Here is an 18,889-nt window from a genome sequence, read left to right as displayed (position 1 = left end):
GCATTAAGGATTGAGTATGAAGATCTGTGTATGGGGTGAGGAGCTGGCCGGATGGATCGCGGCGGCCCATTTCGCCAACTTCGGTAACAACGTGATCAAGGCCGGCTCAGAAATGATGCCGGCGGAAAGCGGCAACCGCATCGAACCAGGCCTGATGGACAGCCTCAAGCGGGGTATAGATTCCGGCAAACTGGTATCCAGCGAGCAGGAGGACCCGTTCTCCGCCGATATCCACTGGCTGGCCATCGGCCCCGGGGAACTTGAAGCCGCTACCGAAATCGTCGCCCGCATCGCTGCGATGCATGATGAACCGGTGCTGGTGATCAACCAGAGCAACCTGGGCACCGGTGCCAGCGATGAACTCCAGGCTCGCCTGAATGAGGACAAGGATCAGCACGTCATCTACCTGCCCGATATGCTCCAGGCGGGCCAGGCGATGCGCCAGTTTGGCCATCCTGGTGTACTACTGGTTGGCTGCGAGAATGAATCCGCCCGCATCAGGTTCGCCGCACTGATGCGCCCGTTCACCCGCGAGGGTACCGAACTACGCCTGATGAACCGGCGCGAAGCGGAGTTTACCAAGTTCGCCATCACCGGCATGCTGGCGCTGCGACTTGGCTATATCAACGAACTGGCCATGCTGGCTGACCACGTGGGCGTGGATATCGAAACCGTGCGCGACGGCATGAGTACCGACCCCCGCGTTGGCTCTCACTACCTGGCCCCGGGATGCGGCTTCGGTGGTCAGCACTTCACCCAGTATATTGAAGGCCTTGCCGGTCTGCTCAGCAAGACCCGCGGTTCGACGCTGCTGGAAACGGTGCTCGACCAGAACGAGCACCACAAGGAGCTGCCGTTCCGCAAACTCTGGCAGCACTTCCATTGCGACCTGCAAGGACGGCGTATCGCCATCTGGGGTCTGGCGTTCAAGCCAGGCGTTGCCAATATCGAGGGCGCCCCCAGCCTGAAGACCGTCGATGCACTGCTCGCCCAGGGGGCGATTATCCAGCTGCACGACCCGGAAGCGCGCGAAGAGTTTCTCTTCCACTACGGTGAGCAGGAACAGCTGGTATACTGCGACGAGCCTTACGAGGCGGTCAAGGATGCCGACGCACTGCTGCTGCTGACCGCCTGGCCCGAGTACTGGTCACCGAACTACACCGAACTCCATCGCCTGATGAAGGATCCGGTAATCATCGATGGCCGCAACGTTTACGACCCGCAGCTGCTGCACGACCTGGGATTCACCTATTACGGCGTGGGGCGCTAGCGCTTCGAGGCTGTCCGCCTCCGGCGGGCAGCTTCTTCAACAGCGGATAGACCCCATTGAGCAACCAGCAAGACACCCGGCTCACACCCGCCGAGATCCAGTGGCAGGATGACACCCCGGTATCGGTCCAGTTTGACGATATCTACTTCAACAAGGCCGGCGGCCGGGCCGAAACCGACTATGTATTCCTCGACGCCAACAATCTGGACTCGCGCTGGCAAAGCCTGAGCCCCGGCGCACACTTCAGCATCGCCGAAACAGGCTTCGGCACCGGGCTTAACTTTTTCTGCGCCCGGGATCTCTGGCTCAGGAGCGCCCCCGCAGATGCCCGTCTGCACTATTTTTCCTGCGAAAAGTACCCGCTCTCCCGTGATGATCTGCAAACCGCCCTCGATCACTGGCCGGAGTTCAGCGATGCCTGCAGTGTCCTGATCGCTGGCTGGCCCCCGGCTGCGGAGGGCTTCTACACCCTGCTGTTCGATGGTGGTCGCATAACGCTGACCCTGGCGTTTGGCGATGCGGCAAAGATGCTGGCCGCTTTCGACGGGCGCGCCGATGCCTGGTTTCTCGATGGCTTCGCCCCCTCGCGCAATCCCGATATGTGGAGTGACGCGCTGTTTCACCAGATCGCGGCGCACTCGGTCCCTGGCACGACCTTCGGTACCTTTACCGCCGCAGGCATAGTGCGACGCGGACTGGCTGAGAAGGGTTTCGAGGTCTCAAAACGCCCAGGTTTTGGCCACAAGCGGGATATGCTGGTTGGCTGCCTCAACGAAGAAATTTCAGAGACCGATCCGGCCCCCTGGCTGGCCCGCCCTCACACCGAGTACGCTGAAAAGCACGCCATCGTCATCGGCGCCGGTATTGCCGGCGCCTTTACCGCCTCAGAGCTTGCTTCCCGCGGCTGGCAGGTTGACCTGCTGGAGCGCCACCCGGAGCCAGCCCAGGAGGGCTCTGGCAACGCCCAGGGCGCGCTATACCTGAAGCTTCCCAAGAACCCCACCCGCCAGGGCGAGCTGCATCTCCAGGGCCTGCATTTCAGCGGCGCTCTGGTAAAAAAGTTGCGACAGACAGACGCGGAACTGGGCGATATCTGCGGTCTGCTGAGTCTTGCTCTTACGCCCGCCGAGCAGAAACGCCAGCAGCAGCTGCTCGACAGCGAGCGCTACCCGGAAGAGCTGGTGCGCCCGGTAAACAGGGAAGAGGCCAGCGCGCTCGCCGGGCAGGAAACCGGGGCCGGTGGCCTGTATTTCCCGGACGGCGGCTGGGCCTCCCCGCCTCTGTTATGCCGACGCCTGCTGGAGCACTCCAATATACGCTGTCACTACAATACAGCGGTGGAATCCCTGGCACGTGATAACAGCAGCGGTGAGTGGATCATCAACGGCGGCGACTGGCGGGCGCCTGTTGTTATCGCCTGCACGGCGGCTGACACCCATAAACTGGAGCCCCTGGCTTTCCTGCCACTGAAGCCGATCCGCGGACAGACCACCCAGGTCGCCGCCCCTGAGGATGCCAGGGCGCTGCAAAAGGTTATTTGCGGCGAGGGCTATGTCTCACCAGCCCTGAACGGCCAGTACTGTTTCGGCGCCAGCTTCAAGCTGAACGACCCGGATACCGCAGTTCGTCAGGAGGAGCACGCTCACAATCACGAGCTGCTGACACGCGCCCTGCCACTGCTGGCCGCACAGATCGATATGGCGGCAGCCAGCGGTCGTGTGGCGTTTCGGGCCACCACGCCGGATTACCTGCCGATTGTCGGCGCAGTGCCGGATATATCCTGGAGCCTGGAGCGCTTTGACCGGCTGCGGCGGGATGCCCGCTGGCAGTTCGAGCCGGGCATGAAGCACCTGCCCGGGCTGTTTGTAAACGCGGGCCATGGATCTAAAGGACTGATCAGCGGTCCAATAAGTGCGCTAACCGTCGTCTCGTTGATCGAACAGACTCCGCTGCCAGTGCCCCGGATGGTGGCCGATGCGCTGAACCCCGTTCGATTTCTTATCAAGAATTTGAAAAAGGGGACGATATAAGTTGTAAACGGGAGGGTTTAATATGGCGCTGGTAGTATACGATCAAGGGTATCGCATTCAGACCCCCGTATCGTCACAGTTCAAACCCAAGGGGGTCGATCCTCTCACGGAGAGCAAACGCTCGGCCGCCATTCCCACCAGTGAAGACATCCCCCGGGACGAGGCTGAAGAGCTGGCGCAGTCTTTTACACTGCCAAATGCGTCAGAGGAGCGCTCAGCCCCCCAGCACCGTCGCCTGCCCGCTGCCACTGACAATACGAGAACACCGAACACCTACGGCAAAAAAGCCTTTGCCGGCCATGAAAGGCGCAAATCAGGCCTGACCGCCAAGCAGCTGTTTGTCTCCCCTGTCTTTACCGCCCGCACCCATGAAACGCTGTATACCGCTTACGAGCGGATGAAGGCTCATGGTATTCACCACCTGGTTATCGTCGATGATGACAGTCGTCCCCTGGGGCTGATCTCCGCCGCCGATATTGATGAAGACAGCAGAGACTCCGCGCGCACCATCGCCACCGTTTATCACAGCCAGATTATTGTCGCCTCGCTCGATACGGAGCTGTCGCTGCTAGCCGCCACCTTCGTCAACTACCCGGTAAGGGCTCTGCCGGTCATCGATGACGAAGAGAAAGTGCTTGGCATCATTACGCGTTCGGATCTGTTGCGTCTGTTGATCAACAACGCCCGTGTGGAAAGTTGGGCCTGAGCGGCTGCGGCGGTCAAGTAGCGCCTGCCGCTCAGCATCGCTGTCAGCCCCGGTTATCGGGAGAGGGAAGTTTGCCCGGCTCAGTGGGCCGGACGGGCTTCGGCTGTTGGGCAGTGGCGCCCGGGGGCTCCCGTTGGGGCGCTGAGTCGCCGCCACCGAACAACCGTGCCAGGAATCCAAACACCCGCTTGATCCCGCGCCAGAGCTTGGGCAACGCCCAGATCAGGAACAGAACAAACAGGATAAAGGCGCCGAGGAACCACCAGGGATGGTTCAGCGCCGTCCACAGACCACCGATGACAATCAGATCCTCGCTGAACGAGGCGGTCCAGTTGCTGACCGGCTCCGGCGAGGTGTTGATCATCACCCGCGTACCGGCCTTGAGACTGTGAGTCCCGGCCGCCACCGAGCCACCGACGATCGCCGCCGCCAGCCCCACCGCCGGTGACAGGTCACCCACGGCGCCGGCGGCCAGGGCCGCGCCTGCCGGTATACGCACAAAGGTGTGCAGCGTATCCCAGCCGGTATCCACACCGGGCACCTTGTCGGCAAAGAATTCAACGCAGTACATCAGTCCCGCCGCCATGATCACCAGGGGATCACTGACGATATCCAGCCCCGGCGGCAGATCGATATGCCCCATGTTGTTAAGCACACCGAGCATCAGCAGAGTAGCGTACAGGTTGATACCACTGGCCCAGGCCACGCCCATGGACAGGGCGATCATCGCCGTTATCTGATCAAGTTGTTCCATACAGCAGCTCCTACCGGGATCGCGCGGGGCGGATCACCGTTTCAATCGCTCTTTAGCCACTATAGAGCATTCAGCTGTACTCTCACTGAACACCAACACTACGTCACCGGCTCTCAGTTTTGCCATTACCTGCTCCACCTTGCGTGCCAGCGACACCTCCTGCTCTCCGTAGTCGGTGCCATCGCGGGTGACGAACTCCTCGATCAGGCCGTTTAATGCCTGCGGCGATAGCTCCTGCCAGGGAATAATCACAGCCCCTGCCCCTCGGCCTCAAGCAGCTCGATCAGCTGGGCTTCATTCAGCACCCGGATACCGAGCTGCTCCGCCTTCGCGAGCTTGGAGCCGGCTTTTTCACCGGCCACCAGCGCCGAGGTCTTGGCCGAGACACTACCGGCAACCTTGGCGCCCAGCGCCTGCAGACGCACCTTGGCTTCGTCTCGCGTCAGGGCCTCCATGGCACCGGTCAGCACCCAGGTCTCGCCCTCCAGCGGCAGGCTCTGCAGCGACTCTTCCGGCTGGCACTCCCAGTGCATGCCGAACTCGCGCAACTGCTGTTCAATGGCGCTCAGCCTGTGACGATGTGCCTCGGACTGCAGGTACTCGAACAGATTCCTCTTCGCCTGGCTGTTAAGGCCAGTGACGGCGGCGATCTGCGCCTCATTCGCCTCCAGCAGTGCCGACAGCGTGCCGAAATGAGCCGCCAGGTTATCCGCGCCCTTCTTGCCGACCTTGAAGATCCCAAGGCTGTTGATCAGATCACCAAAGGCGACGCTGCCCGTCAGTGCCGGGCTGACCTGACCGGACTCTTTGGGCTGCACCTCCAGGGACAACAGGTCATCGATTACCTTCTGGTTATGGCTGTCCTGCATGAAGTTGTGGATTTCGTAAGCCACCGTCAGGCCGATATCCTTCAGCGTCGCCAGTACTTCCGGCAACGCCCTGCGCACATTGGCAAGGCTGCCGAGGCTGGACGCCAGGGTACGGGCGGTCTCCTCACCTACTTCCGGGATACCCAGGGCGTAGATAAAGCGCTCCAGGTTGACCTGGCGGCTCTGGTCGATCGCGGCGATCAGGTTCTCGCTGGAGAGCTCGGCGAAGCCCTCCAGTCTCAGCAGATCGCGCGTGGAAAGCCGGTAAAGGTCTGCCGGCGAGCGCACCAGCTCGAGATCCACCAGCTGCTCGATATTTTTATCACCCAGGCCGTCGATATCCATCGCCTTGCGTGAACCGAAGTGAAACAGCGCCTGTTTCAGCTGAGCTTCGCAGGAGAGACGACCAACGCAGCGGTAAATAGCGCCCTCGCTAACCTGCTCGCCTCCTTTGCCGCGCTTGACCAGTTGCGTGCGCTCAATATCGGAGCCGCACACCGGGCACTGGGAGGGAATGTGCACCGGGCTTTCATCGCCGGTACGTTTTTCCGTGACCACTTTAACGATCTGCGGGATCACATCACCGGCGCGGCGGACCATGACGTGGTCACCGATCTTCACATCCAGGCGGGCGATCTCGTCCATGTTGTGCAGCGTGGCGTTGCTGACGGTCACACCGCCCACAAAGACCGGTTCAAGACGGGCAACCGGCGTCACCGCACCGGTGCGTCCCACCTGGAACTCGACATCGTTCAACCGGGTAATCTCTTCCTGGGCCGGGAATTTATGCGCGATGGCCCAGCGCGGTGCCCGGGCGACGAAACCCAGTGCCTGCTGGATCTCGCGGCTATCCACCTTGAACACCAGGCCGTCGATATCATAGGCCAGTCCGGCGCGCTTCTGCTCCATATCACGGTAGTACTCAAGGCAGCCATCCGCGCCTGTGACTACACGCATCTCGGGATTGATCTTCAGGCCCCACTCGCGCAGCTGGTGCAGGGTTTCGCTATGGCTGTCCGGCAGCTCGCCGCCATCGACGATACCGGTACTGTAACTGCAGAACTCCAGCGGGCGCTGGGCGGTGATTTTCGGATCCAGCTGCCGCAGGCTGCCGGCCGCGGCGTTACGCGGGTTAACAAAGGTTTTCTCGTCACGGGCGCGGGCACGTTCGTTCAGCGCTTCGAAACCGGCCTTGGGCATATAGACTTCGCCACGTACCTCCAGGCGCTCAGGCCAGCCGCTGCCACGCAGCTTGAGTGGCACGTTGGCGATGGTGCGCACATTCAGGGTGATATCCTCACCGGTATAACCGTCACCACGGGTCGCACCACGCACCAGCACACCGTTTTCGTAGACCAGGCTGATGGCCAGACCATCAAGCTTGGGCTCACAGGCAAAAGCCAGCGCAGCAGTATCCAGCCCCTTGACCCTGTCACCGATACGACGCACGAAACCGCGCAGTTCCTCTTCACTGAATGCATTATCGAGCGAGAGCATCGGCAGTTCATGCTGTACTTCGGCGAAACCGCCTTCCGGTTTGGCACCCACCCGCTGGGTCGGGGAATCCGGCGTCACCAGCTCGGGATTTTCCTCTTCGAGCTGTTTCAGTTCGCGGAAAATACGGTCGTACTCCGCATCTGGAATACTGGGCTCATCGAGGACGTAGTAGCGGTAGTTGTGATTATCGATCTGTTCTCGGAGCGCCTTGATGCGCTCCGGGGCTGAAGTGGTCATCGGTTCGGGATATCTCTGGGAAAAAAAGGCCGGAAACGGCCTTCAGGGTCGGGCGCAGCTCAGTGTGCGCGCCGGACCCGTTTGTGGATCTCGAAATCGCGGATACGTTCGCGATAGTGTTCCTTGGTCTGCGGTCGCATCACCGAGCGATCACCATCAAGCATTTCAGCTTCCAGGTGACGCGCCAGCGTTTCCGCGGTGGCCAGCATGCACTCGTAAGCGTACATGGGGTCAGCCGGGTCTCGCATCGACATGAAGAAGGTCACCGCAGGGGTTTCCAGTTCATCCATGGTCGCCTGGTCAAACGTGCCTGGCTGGATGGCGTTGGCCATGCTGAACTGCAGCGATCCCTGGGCGTTTGGATGCTCATGGCGATGGTAGATATCCATGGCGCCGATCTCCATGCCGCAGGCGTCGGCAATACGGTGAATCGCCGCACCGGGCAGGGTCTGGCCCTGACGGGCGACGACAAAGATCACCAGCATCTCATCCGGGTCCGCGGAGATCTCCGGTGCGGGGCGATTGTTCTTGCCCGATTCGCTCCCTGCCTCTTTTTCTGCCACCGGCAGCGGCTTTACAGGCTCGGGATCAGGCGACTTTTCTCGGGGCAGTTCGGCAATCTCAGGCTCAGGTGCAGATCGCGCAGGCTCTGCTTCAGCGCTGTCGGGGTCAGCGTCCAGATCAAGACTCAGGGCCTCTCCCAGACGGCTGCCATCATCCGACGGCGCGGGTACGGGCTCTGTTTCCGGCGCTGGTTCCTCAGCGACCTCGACCGGACGCTTTCGCTCACTGTTCTTTCTCTCGCTACTGGGGCGCACTCGGTCCATCAGCACCGGGATCGGCTGTTCCGGGTCAAAATCCAGGCTCAGGGGCTCAGGTTCGGAAGGGATATCGTCCTCGTCCCGGCGCGCTGTCAGCGGTGTATCCAGGGTACTTGGCGCAGGCTTGGCGCTATGCTGTTGAGGCGCCTGGCTTGCCGCGCTGCTGCGACGTCGCCCTACCGGCACATCATCAAACAGCGGATCCAGCTCGGCTTCCTGGTCAGCAAGCAGGTCGGGCTGCTGCTCCACGCCCGCGGAGGGCTTGCTGGCAGGCCAATCGGGTATGCGGTCTGATTCGGCACTGGCGGGCGCGGGCTCCGGCGAGAAGACCGGCTCATGCCGCTGCTCCTCTTCTGCTATACGGCGGGCACCACCGTTGGGCAGCTCAGGGTTCGACGGGGATACGCTCTCGTCGTCACCGTCACTGACGGCCGACCGGTCGATATCCATATGTATGCGGCTGCCATTGCCGCGAATCCGACGCCACCCATCAAACAGAATCAGCGCAATCACCAGAATTCCGCCAATGATTAGCCATTCGCGCAGACTGATTTCCATGGTTAGGCTCTTTTCCGGTCCGGTCTTTGTTTCAAGTTATATTCCCCGGTAACAGACTACTCTACAACCTGATCGATCACCAGTGTAACGCTGCCGGGTTCCCCGCCGACCGCTACCGGCGACTGACTGCCCAGCAGGTCGCCCGGCTGCGCGATCGCCTGGCCTGACGCACTGATACGTGCGCCAATTTCGACCGCGTCCACACTGGATAGTTCGGCCCCGGGCATCATAGCCATTCCGTCATTAAGCTCAACCGTCAGTGGCAGATCGGATACCTGCCTGCGCACCGCTGCCAGCGGCATCCGGCCACCGACCGGACGCGCGTAGATAAACACCGCCTGATCCGGCGACACCCGGTCCTTCAGTTCATCGGACAGGGTTACACTGACCTGAATCGACGCAGCGGTCGCACTCTGCAGCTCAGGCACCTCTTCACCGGCGGCGATCAGCTGCTGTGTCGCCTGATCGATACCCGACTGCAGCGACTGAACTGCATCACCACGGGCGTTGGCCTTCGCCTGGCTCCAGTATTCAATGGCTGCACGGTAATCGCCGGTTTCATAGGCATCGATCCCCAGCAGCCCCAGCGCCGCCATATCATCCGGATCCAGCGCCAGAGTTTTGTCGATCTGTGCCTTCACCTGCGCAGTCATGCTGCCGCCGGACTGGAAGTAGAGCGCCTGGGCGATCTGTCCCTGCACGCCCGCATACTGGGGCGCATCCTCGGGCAGGATCGCTGCAACACGCTGGAAGGCTTCAAGTCCCTCGGCAAAGCGGCCCTGGTTCACATAGGTGGTGGCCAGCAGGTACCAGCCTTCGGCGTTGTCCGGGTTCGCTTCGAGCTCCTGCTCAAGCTGCGCCACCGCTTCTTCCAGCGTCGGCATTGTTGGCGGGTTCAGTGCCAGCGCCAGGTCCGCGGAGCGCCCAAGATTGTTGTAGAGGCCAAACGCGATCACCGGCACCAGCAGCGCCAGCAGGACAACGGTCGTAAACTGGGCGGCGCCCGGACGCGGATGTTTCAGCCGGGGAGCCTGCTCCTCGGCATCGATCAGCAGGTTACGCTCGAGTTCCAGCTTGAGTACTTCGAAATTGCCGGCATCCAGCGTACCCGCTTCCCGCTCGCTTTCGAGCTCCGCCAGGCGCTCACGGTAGATCTCGATATTCTGGTGCTGACGGTCCACAGCCTGATCATCGGCCTGCACCGCCTGACGATCAGCCTCGCGGCGGGCCGCCAGCAGCGGCCAGAAGATGGCGGCCACAGCGATGAGGGTCAACAGCGCGATGCCGCTCCAGAGTGCGATCATTGTTTCTTATCCTGTTCCAGCAATTGCTCTAACCGTTCACGCTCTTCCGGGGCCAGGTTAGCCTCCGCGGCCCCGGCCGCTCCACCACGCCGACGGTGGCGGGCGATCAACACCACAACCAGCAGCCCGACGCCGAGCAGGACAAAGGGGCCATACCAGAGAACCCAGGTCATCTCGTTGACCCGCGGCCGGTAGAGCACAAACTCGCCGTAGCGGGTCACCATGAAGTCGACAACCTGGTCATCCGATGCGCCCTCGTTGAGCATGCGGTACACCTCGCCGCGCAGGTCGGACGCGATCGGCGAGTTTGAGTCGGCGATATTGTTGTTCTGACACTTGGGGCAGCGCAGCTCAGCGGTCAGCTGCTGAAACCGCAGCTCGGTGGCCTTGTTATCAAAATCATAGGCCTCGATGGCAGCCTGCGAGACGCCGGCCCAGAACAGGCAGCAAACGGTCAGGGCCTTGAGAATCCTTTTCATGCGCCCGCTCCGCCAGCAACCTGCGCCATAACCCTTTGCAGATCCTTCCAGACATTGGCGTCCACCGCGCCCACGTGGCGATAGCGAATCACACCCTCGGCATCGATCACGTAGGTCTCTGGTGCGCCATATACACCCAGATCCAGACCCAGCTTGCCATCCTGGTCGAGCACCACCTCGGCATAGGGATCCAGGTAGCGTTTCAGCCATTCGCGGGCTTTCACCGGCTCATCCTTGTAGTTGATGCCGTAAATAGTCACCCCCTGCTTCGCCAGCTGATTCAGGAAGGCATGCTCCTCCTTACAGGTGGGACACCAGGTTGCCCAGACATTGACCAGGGCCACCTCTCCCTTGAGGTCCGCCACCGTCATCATCCGCTCCGGCTCGGTCAGCGAGGCTTTCTCGAACGCGGGGAACGGCTCATTCAAGCGCGCAGACGGCAGCTCCGTGGGGTCAATGGAGAGTCCTTTCCAGAGGAAAAAACCTATCCCCAGAAAGATGACCAGCGGTAAAAAGAGTAGAAATCGACGCATAGTTACCTTCCTTATCAAGCGCTTTGCGCGGCCAGATCTCGACGGGCCTGTTTACGGTAGCGCGGGTCGGTCGCTGCCAGCAGCCCACCGGCTGTCATGAACAGCGCGCCCAGCCAGATCCAGCGTACGAACGGCTTGTACTGCACGCGCACCGCCCAGGCCTCTCCGCCCAGGGGTTCACCCAGCGCCACGTAAAGATCGCGGAACAGGCCAGGATCGATGGCCGCCTCGGTCATCACATTGCCGCGAGCCCGGTAGAGACGTTTCTCCGGATTCATCTCCGTGTAGAGCTCACCGTCGTGGAATACACGGATCACGCCGGTATCAGAGTGGAAGTTCGGACCATCCACCTTCTGAATACCGTCGAAAACAAACTCGTAGCCGCCAAATGTCTTGCGATCGCCCGGTTCCATGCGCAGGTCGCTGTGCTCGCTGAACGTGGAGACCAGCGCGACGCCAACAACCATGATGGCCACACCCACGTGGGCGAGCATCATGCCGTAATAGGCACGGGACTGTTTGAACATGGCAGACAGCGGACTGCGTTTGCTGCGGATGCGGTTGAACAGGTCACGCAGGCCGGTAAAGACAATCCACCAGGCCAGTACCAGACCGACGCTGACCCAAAGCCCCGGCAGTTCCGGCAGGACGAACAGGGTTGCGATACCCACGATCAGCGCCAGCAGACCCGGTAACCAGAGCTGGCTGGCGAGCAATGCACCCTGTGTCTGTTTCCAGCGCACCAGGGTACCGACGCCAAGGCTGACCATAAGCAGCAGGCTCAAGGGTACAAACAGCGCGTTGAAATACGGCGGCCCCACCGACAGCTTGCCAAGGCCCAGGGCATCGATCAGCAGCGGGTAGAGCGTACCCAGCAGCACCGTGGCGCAGGCCACGGTCAGCAGCACGTTATTGATCAGCAGGAAGGTTTCCCGGGAGATCAGGCCGAAGCTCGACTCGCTTTTTACGTGCGAGGCTTTGATCGCATAAAGCAGCAGCGAGCTACCGATGGTCAACGCCAGCAGCGCCAGGATAAAGAAACCACGATCCGGATCAGAGGCGAAGGCGTGTACGGAGGTCAGCACTCCGGAACGCACCAGGAAGGTGCCCAGCAGGCTCAGCGAGAACGCAAAGATCGCCAGCAGCACGGTCCAGCTTTTGAACACACCGCGTTTTTCTGTCACTGCCAGGCTGTGAACCAGCGCCGTGCCCACCAGCCAGGGCATCAGGGAGGCGTTTTCCACCGGATCCCAGAACCACCAGCCGCCCCAGCCCAGCTCGTAGTACGCCCACCAGCTGCCAAGTGCGATACCCAGCGTCAGGAACGCCCAGGCGATATTGGTCCAGGGACGGGACCAGCGTGACCAGGCGGCATCGAGCCGTCCGCTGAGCAGCGCGGCGATGGCAAAGGCGAATGCCACCGAAAAGCCGACGTAGCCCATATAAAGCATCGGCGGGTGTACGATCAGGCCGAAATCCTGCAGCAGCGGGTTCAGGTCGGCACCATCCTGTGGACTCTGCGGCAGGTGACGCTCAAACGGGCTGGAGGTAAACAGCACGAACAGGATAAAACCGGTCGCGATCAGCCCCATCACCGCAAGCACCCGGGCCCGGATATCGGTTGGCAGGTTGTCACTTTTGAGCGCCACCGCCACCGTCCAGCCGGTCAGGATCAGCACCCAGAGCAGCAGTGAACCCTCGTGTCCGCCCCAGACCGCGCTCAGGCGGTAATACCAGGGCAGCGCACTGTTGGAGTTGCTGGCCACATAGGCCACGGAAAAATCATTCTGCAGAAACGCCCAGCCCAGACAGAGAAAACTGAACAGTGCGAAACTGAACATCGTCACGGCCAACGGGCGTGCGAAACCGCACCACAGAGCGTTGCCACGGGCAGCACCCACAAGGGGTACGGTGCCAAGCAAAACAGCAAGACAGAGCGACAGGATCAGCGCGTATTCACCGAGTTCGGGGATCATTTATTGAACTCCTGACCGCTCGGCATCGGCATCTTGCCCGCTTTTTCCAGTGCTTCAGCCACCTCTGGCGGCATGTAGTTTTCATCATGCTTGGCCAGCACTTCCACCGCCTGGAGCACGCCCTGGTTATCCAGCTCGCCCTGAGCGACGATGCCCTGCCCCTCACGGAAGAGGTCCGGAAGAATGCCGTTGTAGTGCACCTGAACGGTGTTTTCGTAATCGGTAATCGCAAAGACAACGTCCAGGTTGTTATCGGAGCGCTTCACACTGTTATCAACCACCATACCGCCGGCGCGGATGCGGGTATCCACCGGTGCCTCGCCTTTGGCGATCTGCGTCGGTGAGTAGAACAGGTTGATGTTCTGATTCAGTGCAAAAAGAGTCAGGCCAACGGCTACGGCGACGCCGAAGACGATGAACAGCACGATATAAAGCCGCTGCTTGCGCTTCGGGTTCATGGACTTTGTTTCTCCCTCTGTAAACGGCGTTTAAGCTGAGCAATCAACTGGCTGCGCTCCATCAGGGGCACTACCAGATTAACGAGAATAACTATCAGACCGAGGGCGTAGCTGAGCCAGACATAAAGCCCATGGCCACCCATCGACAGAAATTCGGAAAAAGAGCTAAAACTCACTTCGACCTCACTTGGACAGCAGCAGATCCCTGACCCAGCCGGCGCGACGCTCGCGACGCAGAATCTCGTTGCGCAGCCGCAACATCAGGGAAACGGCAAAAAAGCAGTAAAAGCCAATCACCATGGTCAGCAGCGGCAACCACATCTCTGCGGGCATGGCCGGCTTCTCGGTCAGTTTGAAAGTGGCGGGCTGATGCAGCGTGTTCCACCACTCCACCGAATACTTGATGATCGGGATGTTAACCAGACCGACCAGGGCCAGCACTGCGCTCGCCTGTGCAGCAGTTGACTCGCTCTCGATGGCAGAGTTCAGTGCCATCACGCCGAGGTAGAGAAACAGCAGGATCAGCATCGAGGTCAGGCGCGCGTCCCAGACCCACCAGGAGCCCCAGGTGGGTTTGCCCCAGATGGCGCCGGTGAGCAGTGCCAGTACCGCCATCGTCGCGCCGATGGGAGCGCAGGACTTGGCGACCATGTCCGCCACCTTCATCTTCCAGATCAGTCCGATCGCCCCGGCTACAGCCATCAGCATGTAGCAGGACTGAGCCAAAATAGCCGACGGAACGTGCAGATAGATAATGCGGAAACTGTTGCCCTGCTGGTAATCAGCGGGCGCAAACAGCAGCGCCCAGACTATGCCGCCCAGGAGCAGGATCAGTGCTGCTACGGAAAACCCCGGCAGCAGTTTGCCGCAGATCCGGTAACACCAGCGAGGAGAGGCAAGCTGGTAGAACCAGCGCGGTAACCATTTCTTCTCTGCCATCGTCTATCTCTATCTACCCACTTACCGAAATTCGTAATGCCGCGCCGATTGCCAGCGGCGCCAGCGCCACACCCAGCGCCAGCAGTGCGCCCAGTAGCGCCAGGTAACCACCCAGTGGCAACCCGGTCACAGCCGCCTGCACGGCACTGGTGCCAAAAATAAGCACCGGAATATACAGCGGCAGCACCAGCAATGAAATCAGCACGCCGCCCCGCTTGAGACCCACCGTCAGCGCCGCACCTATGGCACCAACCAGGCTCAGCGTCGGTGTGCCCAGCAGCAGACTGAGCATCAGTCCCGCCACACCCTCGGAGGGCAAAAACAGCATGATCGAGATCAGCGGCGCCACCAGGGTCAGCGCCAGCCCGGTGAGCATCCAGTGCGCCAGCACCTTCGCCATGACCACCACCATCAGCGGCTGCGGGCTCAGCAGCAACTGTTCCAGCGAGCCATCCTCAAAATCGGTGCGGAACAGGCCATCCATCGACAGCAGGGTCGCAAGCAGTGCAGCGACCCAAAGCGCACCGGGAGCTAGTTCCGCCAGGAATCCCGGCTCAGGGCTGACACCCAGCGGAAACAGGGTGATCACCATCAGAAAGAAAATCAGCGGGTTGACCAGTTCACTTTTACGCCGCAGCGACAGCTTCAGGTCACGCTTGAGCGTCGCTGCAAACAGCGCCCCAATGCCGATTGGCTCTCTGCGCAGGGTATCCGGCTGTTGCGACATCAAAGCTCACCCTGTCGATCAAGATTGATACTGCGCACCGCGCCACTGCCCTGAAGATCCTGGTGCGTGGTCAGGATCACGCTGCCACCGCGGGCGATATGGCGTCCGATCAATGCCTCTTTCGCCGCTACCCCGCGCTTGTCGATGGCCGTAAACGGCTCATCGAGAATCCACAGTTTGGCATCACTGAGATACAGCCGCGCCAAGGAGACCCGGCGATGTTGCCCGGCAGACAGGGTATGGCAAGGTACATCTTCAAAGCCTTTCAACCCCACCTGTTCCAGCGCTTCCTGCACCCGGTCCGGGTTCAACGAGGCGTGCAGGGCACAGTACCAGCGCAGATTTTCCTCCGGCGTCAGCAGCGCTTTGACACCGGGCTGATGACCGAAATAGAGCAGTTCCCTGCGGAATGCATCCTGTACCTGCTGCACCGGCTCACCCTGCCAGTAGATTTCACCTTCGTAGTTGCGTGACAGGCCACTGAGTATCCGCAGCAGCGTGGTTTTTCCACTACCGTTGGCGCCCTCGATCTGGACGATTTCGCCGCTATCAACGTCGAAGCTGAGCTGATCGAACAGCACCCTGTCATCCCGCTCACAGAACAGGTTCTCAACTTTCAGCATCGTTTCGGACAAACAGCCTTCTCCGTCAGGTCGTAAAACTCGGGCCATACAAGCGCCGCCAGGCTACAGTTTCCGTCACGCTGGCCGACTGATTTCAAACGCGCCATTATAAACAGATCGGCGGCAAAGCGTCAGGCAACCGGCCCGCTCACGGGCACGAATAGTGCCAAGGTGTGACGCCAGCTGCTACCGAAGTCCAACCCGGCCGCTACCGGAGCCAGGGAGTCAGAATCAGTGCCGATCCAACTGCCCGTACAATCGCTGCAACCGCTGTCCACATCCGGCACGTCCGCCTCTGCCAATGCCGCACAGGCTGACATCAGTGCCGAACTCGCCGCCGGCCGCACCCTGGAGGCCAATGTACGGGACGTAGCCCAGGACCCACAGCGCCCCAACTTTTTTCGTATCAAGGTCGAAGTGCAAAGGCAACTCATGGAGCTGTTGACCTCAAAACCTCTGCAGACCGGCACACAGATAAGCCTGAGTCAGGATGCCGGCGGCAGGCTTCAGCTGACCCTGGCCAACCCGCCCCAAACCCGCAGTCAGGCAACAACAACGGCTGAAAGCCAGTCCACCACCCTGCAGTTGAGACCGCTCAGCGCAGCGCAAAGCGCCGACGTTCTGAACCGACTGCTGCCGATCGATCAGCCCCGCACAGCCCGGGTTATCCAGAACACCCCTGCCCCTGCCGCTGCTTCAGGCAGCACTCAGGACAGGCTCCCGAGCTCTCAGCCACAGAGCTCGCAACCACAAAGCTCAAGCCCACAGAAGGCGGGGCAGTCGTCAGTTCCCGCCACCGCCGGCGACACAACGCCAGGCAACCGCGGCAACCAACCCAATGTTCAGGCGCAGACCGGAAGCGTCCGGCCATCTCAACCTGAACCCGGGGCAGCATCACGTCAGACACCGACGCCGACACAGCCGCCGCCAGAAACCAGCAACCGCGGCGGTCAAACTCAGGCTCCGGCCTCTACACCGGGCAACACAACCGACAGGCCGCTACCAGCCGCTCAGCAACCGGCGCCTGCAGCACGGGGAAACCGGGCGGCAGTCACCGCGCAGCCCGCACCAGGCCCGGCGCCGCAAACCTCCCGGGATACTCCGCCACCGGCTCAGGGCGCTCAAACACCGGCGCCGGCGCAGCCTGCTAACGCGCCGCCTGCAACCGCCGCTACTGGCAACGTCCAAGGCAGCCTCTCTACTCCAGCAGCAAGGGGCGAACGGGCTGCAGCCAACCCGCAGCCCGCACCTGGCCCGGCGCCGCAAACCTCCCGGGATATTCCGCCAGTGGCACGGGGCGCTCAAATCACAACGCCGGCGCAAGCTGCTAGCACGGCGCCTGCAAGCGCTGCCGCCGGCAACGTCCAGGTCAGCCTGGCGCTCAGTGGTCAGCGCATAGATCTGCTCAGCCCAAGGCCACTGCAGCCGGGACTTCAGGTACAGCTGACCCGCAGCGGTGATAATCAGATCCAGCTGCAGCTCGCAACACCCCGCCATGATAGCGGGGCGCAGTTGAAATTACAGGAAGGGTTACAGCAAATCTTGCGCGACAATTTGCCGCACCAGCTGCCAGCCGGGGATGCACTGAACCAACTGAGGCAGATTCCCGTCGCCAGCCGGCAGAGTGGGGACGCCATCGCCCAGGTAGTAAAATCGATGCTCAGCCTCTTCAGCGTACCGGTCAGAGGGGACGCCAAAACCACCCAACAGGCGGTTCAGAATCATCTTCGGTCCAGCGGTTTGATTACCCAGCCGCAGCAACAGCATGGTGGATCCCCGCGCGAGCTGCCCCCCTTGCAACAACAGCTCGGCAAACTGTCACAACTGGCCGAGCGGTTGCCGCCCCAGGCACGGGAGCAGATGTTGACGCTGGTGAAAGGGCTGCAGGCACGCAGTGCCAGTCACCAGGCGACCAGCCTGCAAAACTGGCAGGAGCTGCCGGATGGATCGATAGAGCGCCAGTACCGTCTCGACCTGCCGATCCGCCTGGCTGGCGACCGGCTGGAAGATAGCGAGATCAGGATTCAGCAGCACAAGGAGCGCGACGACGAGGGTCGTTTCGTCTCGCAATGGTCGATTCAGCTCCACTTCGACCGGGAGCAGCTGGGCTCTGTGGACGTGCATGTCAGCCTGCAGCGCGAGTGGCAGCTCAGCGCCCGTTTCTGGGCAGAGCGGGACGAGACCAGCCAGCTGATTCGCGCGCAGCTCGGCGACTTCGAACAACAGCTCAACGCCAGCGGCTTTGAAGTGGACAGTATCCAGGTACAACGGGGCCGCCCGCCCAGAGATAACAGGCCCGTCATCAATCATCGCTTGGTGGATCTGCATACATGACAGATGAAAACGACTATCCGTCATTGAACCAGCGCGCCGTCGCACTCAAGTATGATCAGGATCTGGGTGGGGCACCGCGGGTCACGGCCAAAGGACAGGGATTGATTGCTGAACAGATCGTCGCGCTGGCGAAGGAACACGATGTTCACATCTATGAGAGTCCGGAGTTACTGGAGGTGCTGATCCGTCTGGAGCTTGGCGACGAGATTCCGGAGTCACTGTACCGGGCGATCGCCGAGATCATCGCCTTCACCTACAGTCTGAAGCTGGATAAAGAGGGTGATTAGTGCTGTTGTGGCAGAGACTCGCCGGTGTGCAGTTCACGATGCAGCAGAGCCATCAGCTCCGCCTCCGGACGACCTATACCGCAACTGCGCACCAGATCATCCACATCGGCACCCATCTCCATCAGCTTGGCTGCCTGGTTGTAGGCCAGTACGCCCGGATCCCGGTTCTCCAGTTCCTGCTGTTTTTCGACGGTGATATTGAGCCGGTGCTCGATCGCCAGTAAGCGCTTGCCCATACCGATAGAGCCGTTCGTCATGGCGCGTATCTCGTTTCGCAGCACGTTGATCAGTGCCTGCTGACGGCGCTCCTGACGGCGCAGACGCACCAACAGCACAGCGCACAACGCCGCGGTTATCAGCGTAACCGTGGCGAGAATCAGCATGATGATAGGGGTGGCACTCAGATCAAACACAGGCCTGTTCCAGAAAGATACCACTGCCCGACGGAAGGCCGGGCAGAACGTCACTGCTCACGATTGTAACCCAA

Annotated in this window: 19 protein-coding genes; 5 read left to right on the top strand and 14 right to left on the bottom strand. The window is 61.1% G+C overall.

Features of this window, described 5'->3' with window-relative positions; translation table 11 throughout:
• Nucleotides 1-16: 16 nt before the first annotated feature.
• The 3 genes from ACQUQP_RS05350 to ACQUQP_RS05340 are packed head-to-tail and all read left to right on the top strand — an operon-like array spanning nucleotide 17 to nucleotide 4,006.
• Entirely contained in the window at nucleotides 17-1,270 is a 1,254-nt protein-coding gene (locus ACQUQP_RS05350) for a nucleotide sugar dehydrogenase (protein WP_432697773.1), read from the top strand.
• 56 nt (nucleotides 1,271-1,326) lie between these two features.
• A complete protein-coding gene (mnmC, locus tag ACQUQP_RS05345) occupies nucleotides 1,327-3,300 on the top strand; it encodes a bifunctional tRNA (5-methylaminomethyl-2-thiouridine)(34)-methyltransferase MnmD/FAD-dependent 5-carboxymethylaminomethyl-2-thiouridine(34) oxidoreductase MnmC (RefSeq protein ID WP_432697772.1) in 1,974 nt (657 codons plus the stop codon).
• Between the two features lie 22 nt (nucleotides 3,301-3,322).
• Entirely contained in the window at nucleotides 3,323-4,006 is a 684-nt protein-coding gene (locus ACQUQP_RS05340; protein ID WP_432697771.1) for a CBS domain-containing protein, read from the top strand.
• 43 nt (nucleotides 4,007-4,049) lie between these two features.
• Here ACQUQP_RS05340 and ACQUQP_RS05335 read toward each other — a convergent pair whose 3' ends face one another.
• Genes ACQUQP_RS05335 through ccmA form a run of 13 tightly spaced genes read right to left on the bottom strand, consistent with a single transcriptional unit; the run spans nucleotide 4,050 to nucleotide 15,793 of the window.
• The gene (locus ACQUQP_RS05335; RefSeq protein WP_432697770.1) at nucleotides 4,050-4,760 is read right to left on the bottom strand and encodes a DUF4126 family protein; all 711 of its coding nucleotides are present in this window, start codon (nucleotides 4,758-4,760) and stop codon (nucleotides 4,050-4,052) included.
• A 33-nt stretch (nucleotides 4,761-4,793) separates the two neighbouring features.
• The gene (locus ACQUQP_RS05330) at nucleotides 4,794-5,012 is read right to left on the bottom strand and encodes a YheU family protein (protein WP_432697769.1); all 219 of its coding nucleotides are present in this window, start codon (nucleotides 5,010-5,012) and stop codon (nucleotides 4,794-4,796) included.
• A complete protein-coding gene (gene ligA, locus ACQUQP_RS05325) occupies nucleotides 5,009-7,363 on the bottom strand; it encodes an NAD-dependent DNA ligase LigA (RefSeq protein WP_432697768.1) in 2,355 nt (784 codons plus the stop codon). Before ligA ends, ACQUQP_RS05330 begins: the two co-directional genes overlap by 4 nt.
• A gap of 59 nt (nucleotides 7,364-7,422) precedes the next feature.
• Nucleotides 7,423-8,742, bottom strand: a complete 1,320-nt coding sequence (gene zipA, locus ACQUQP_RS05320) for a cell division protein ZipA (RefSeq protein ID WP_432697767.1) — start codon at nucleotides 8,740-8,742, stop codon at nucleotides 7,423-7,425.
• Nucleotides 8,743-8,798: 56 nt separating this feature from the next.
• On the bottom strand, nucleotides 8,799-10,046 hold the full coding sequence (ccmI, locus tag ACQUQP_RS05315) for a c-type cytochrome biogenesis protein CcmI (protein WP_432697766.1): 1,248 nt from the start codon (nucleotides 10,044-10,046) through the stop codon (nucleotides 8,799-8,801).
• Nucleotides 10,043-10,525 (bottom strand): cytochrome c-type biogenesis protein, encoded by a 483-nt coding sequence (locus ACQUQP_RS05310; protein WP_432697765.1) that lies wholly within the window; start codon nucleotides 10,523-10,525, stop codon nucleotides 10,043-10,045. Before ACQUQP_RS05310 ends, ccmI begins: the two co-directional genes overlap by 4 nt.
• Complete coding sequence (locus ACQUQP_RS05305) at nucleotides 10,522-11,058, bottom strand: DsbE family thiol:disulfide interchange protein (RefSeq protein WP_432697764.1); 537 nt, start codon at nucleotides 11,056-11,058, stop codon at nucleotides 10,522-10,524. Before ACQUQP_RS05305 ends, ACQUQP_RS05310 begins: the two co-directional genes overlap by 4 nt.
• Before the next feature lie 14 nt (nucleotides 11,059-11,072).
• Nucleotides 11,073-13,034, bottom strand: a complete 1,962-nt coding sequence (locus ACQUQP_RS05300; RefSeq protein WP_432697763.1) for a heme lyase CcmF/NrfE family subunit — start codon at nucleotides 13,032-13,034, stop codon at nucleotides 11,073-11,075.
• Entirely contained in the window at nucleotides 13,031-13,492 is a 462-nt protein-coding gene (gene ccmE / locus ACQUQP_RS05295; protein WP_432697762.1) for a cytochrome c maturation protein CcmE, read from the bottom strand. The genes ACQUQP_RS05300 and ccmE overlap by 4 nt, the downstream gene beginning before the upstream one ends.
• Nucleotides 13,489-13,668 carry a heme exporter protein CcmD gene (gene ccmD, locus ACQUQP_RS05290; protein ID WP_432697761.1) on the bottom strand — a complete coding sequence of 60 codons (180 nt, stop codon included), beginning with the start codon at nucleotides 13,666-13,668 and terminating at the stop codon, nucleotides 13,489-13,491. The genes ccmE and ccmD overlap by 4 nt, the downstream gene beginning before the upstream one ends.
• Before the next feature lie 7 nt (nucleotides 13,669-13,675).
• Nucleotides 13,676-14,431, bottom strand: coding sequence for a heme ABC transporter permease (locus ACQUQP_RS05285; protein ID WP_432697760.1), 756 nt, complete (start codon nucleotides 14,429-14,431; stop codon nucleotides 13,676-13,678).
• Between the two features lie 13 nt (nucleotides 14,432-14,444).
• On the bottom strand, nucleotides 14,445-15,158 hold the full coding sequence (gene ccmB, locus ACQUQP_RS05280) for a heme exporter protein CcmB (RefSeq protein WP_432697759.1): 714 nt from the start codon (nucleotides 15,156-15,158) through the stop codon (nucleotides 14,445-14,447).
• Nucleotides 15,158-15,793, bottom strand: a complete 636-nt coding sequence (ccmA, locus tag ACQUQP_RS05275; RefSeq protein WP_432697758.1) for a cytochrome c biogenesis heme-transporting ATPase CcmA — start codon at nucleotides 15,791-15,793, stop codon at nucleotides 15,158-15,160. Before ccmA ends, ccmB begins: the two co-directional genes overlap by 1 nt.
• A gap of 222 nt (nucleotides 15,794-16,015) precedes the next feature.
• Here ccmA and ACQUQP_RS05270 point away from each other — a divergent pair, with 222 nt between their 5' ends.
• Together ACQUQP_RS05270 and ACQUQP_RS05265 are read left to right on the top strand one after the other, a co-directional pair.
• A complete protein-coding gene (locus tag ACQUQP_RS05270) occupies nucleotides 16,016-18,115 on the top strand; it encodes a flagellar hook-length control protein FliK (protein WP_432697757.1) in 2,100 nt (699 codons plus the stop codon).
• Nucleotides 18,112-18,402, top strand: a complete 291-nt coding sequence (locus ACQUQP_RS05265) for an EscU/YscU/HrcU family type III secretion system export apparatus switch protein (RefSeq protein ID WP_432697756.1) — start codon at nucleotides 18,112-18,114, stop codon at nucleotides 18,400-18,402. The genes ACQUQP_RS05270 and ACQUQP_RS05265 overlap by 4 nt, the downstream gene beginning before the upstream one ends.
• On the opposite strand, the gene ACQUQP_RS05260 is transcribed toward ACQUQP_RS05265, so the two are convergent.
• Complete coding sequence (locus tag ACQUQP_RS05260; RefSeq protein ID WP_432697755.1) at nucleotides 18,399-18,815, bottom strand: DUF2802 domain-containing protein; 417 nt, start codon at nucleotides 18,813-18,815, stop codon at nucleotides 18,399-18,401. The two genes, ACQUQP_RS05265 and ACQUQP_RS05260, sit on opposite strands and share 4 nt — an antisense overlap.
• Nucleotides 18,816-18,889: the final 74 nt, after the last annotated feature.

This window comes from Marinobacterium sp. YM272 (assembly GCF_050908845.1).
Taxonomy (GTDB): domain Bacteria; phylum Pseudomonadota; class Gammaproteobacteria; order Pseudomonadales; family Balneatricaceae; genus Marinobacterium_D.
Note: the sequence above shows the minus strand (reverse complement) of the source record. Positions and strands in the feature narration are given on the sequence as shown.

Excerpts from the sequence above, each read along its gene's own strand:
- ACQUQP_RS05350 (WP_432697773.1), top strand. The coding sequence starts at position 17 with ATGAAGATCTGTGTATGGGGTGAGGAGCTGGCCGGATGGATCGCGGCG.
- ACQUQP_RS05340 (WP_432697771.1), top strand. The coding sequence starts at position 3,323 with ATGGCGCTGGTAGTATACGATCAAGGGTATCGCATTCAGACCCCCGTA.
- ACQUQP_RS05335 (WP_432697770.1), bottom strand. The coding sequence starts at position 4,760 with ATGGAACAACTTGATCAGATAACGGCGATGATCGCCCTGTCCATGGGC.
- ligA (WP_432697768.1), bottom strand. The coding sequence starts at position 7,363 with ATGACCACTTCAGCCCCGGAGCGCATCAAGGCGCTCCGAGAACAGATC.
- zipA (WP_432697767.1), bottom strand. The coding sequence starts at position 8,742 with ATGGAAATCAGTCTGCGCGAATGGCTAATCATTGGCGGAATTCTGGTG.
- ccmI (WP_432697766.1), bottom strand. The coding sequence starts at position 10,046 with ATGATCGCACTCTGGAGCGGCATCGCGCTGTTGACCCTCATCGCTGTG.
- ACQUQP_RS05310 (WP_432697765.1), bottom strand. The coding sequence starts at position 10,525 with ATGAAAAGGATTCTCAAGGCCCTGACCGTTTGCTGCCTGTTCTGGGCC.
- ACQUQP_RS05305 (WP_432697764.1), bottom strand. The coding sequence starts at position 11,058 with ATGCGTCGATTTCTACTCTTTTTACCGCTGGTCATCTTTCTGGGGATA.
- ACQUQP_RS05300 (WP_432697763.1), bottom strand. The coding sequence starts at position 13,034 with ATGATCCCCGAACTCGGTGAATACGCGCTGATCCTGTCGCTCTGTCTT.
- ccmE (WP_432697762.1), bottom strand. The coding sequence starts at position 13,492 with ATGAACCCGAAGCGCAAGCAGCGGCTTTATATCGTGCTGTTCATCGTC.
- ACQUQP_RS05285 (WP_432697760.1), bottom strand. The coding sequence starts at position 14,431 with ATGGCAGAGAAGAAATGGTTACCGCGCTGGTTCTACCAGCTTGCCTCT.
- ccmB (WP_432697759.1), bottom strand. The coding sequence starts at position 15,158 with ATGTCGCAACAGCCGGATACCCTGCGCAGAGAGCCAATCGGCATTGGG.
- ACQUQP_RS05265 (WP_432697756.1), top strand. The coding sequence starts at position 18,112 with ATGACAGATGAAAACGACTATCCGTCATTGAACCAGCGCGCCGTCGCA.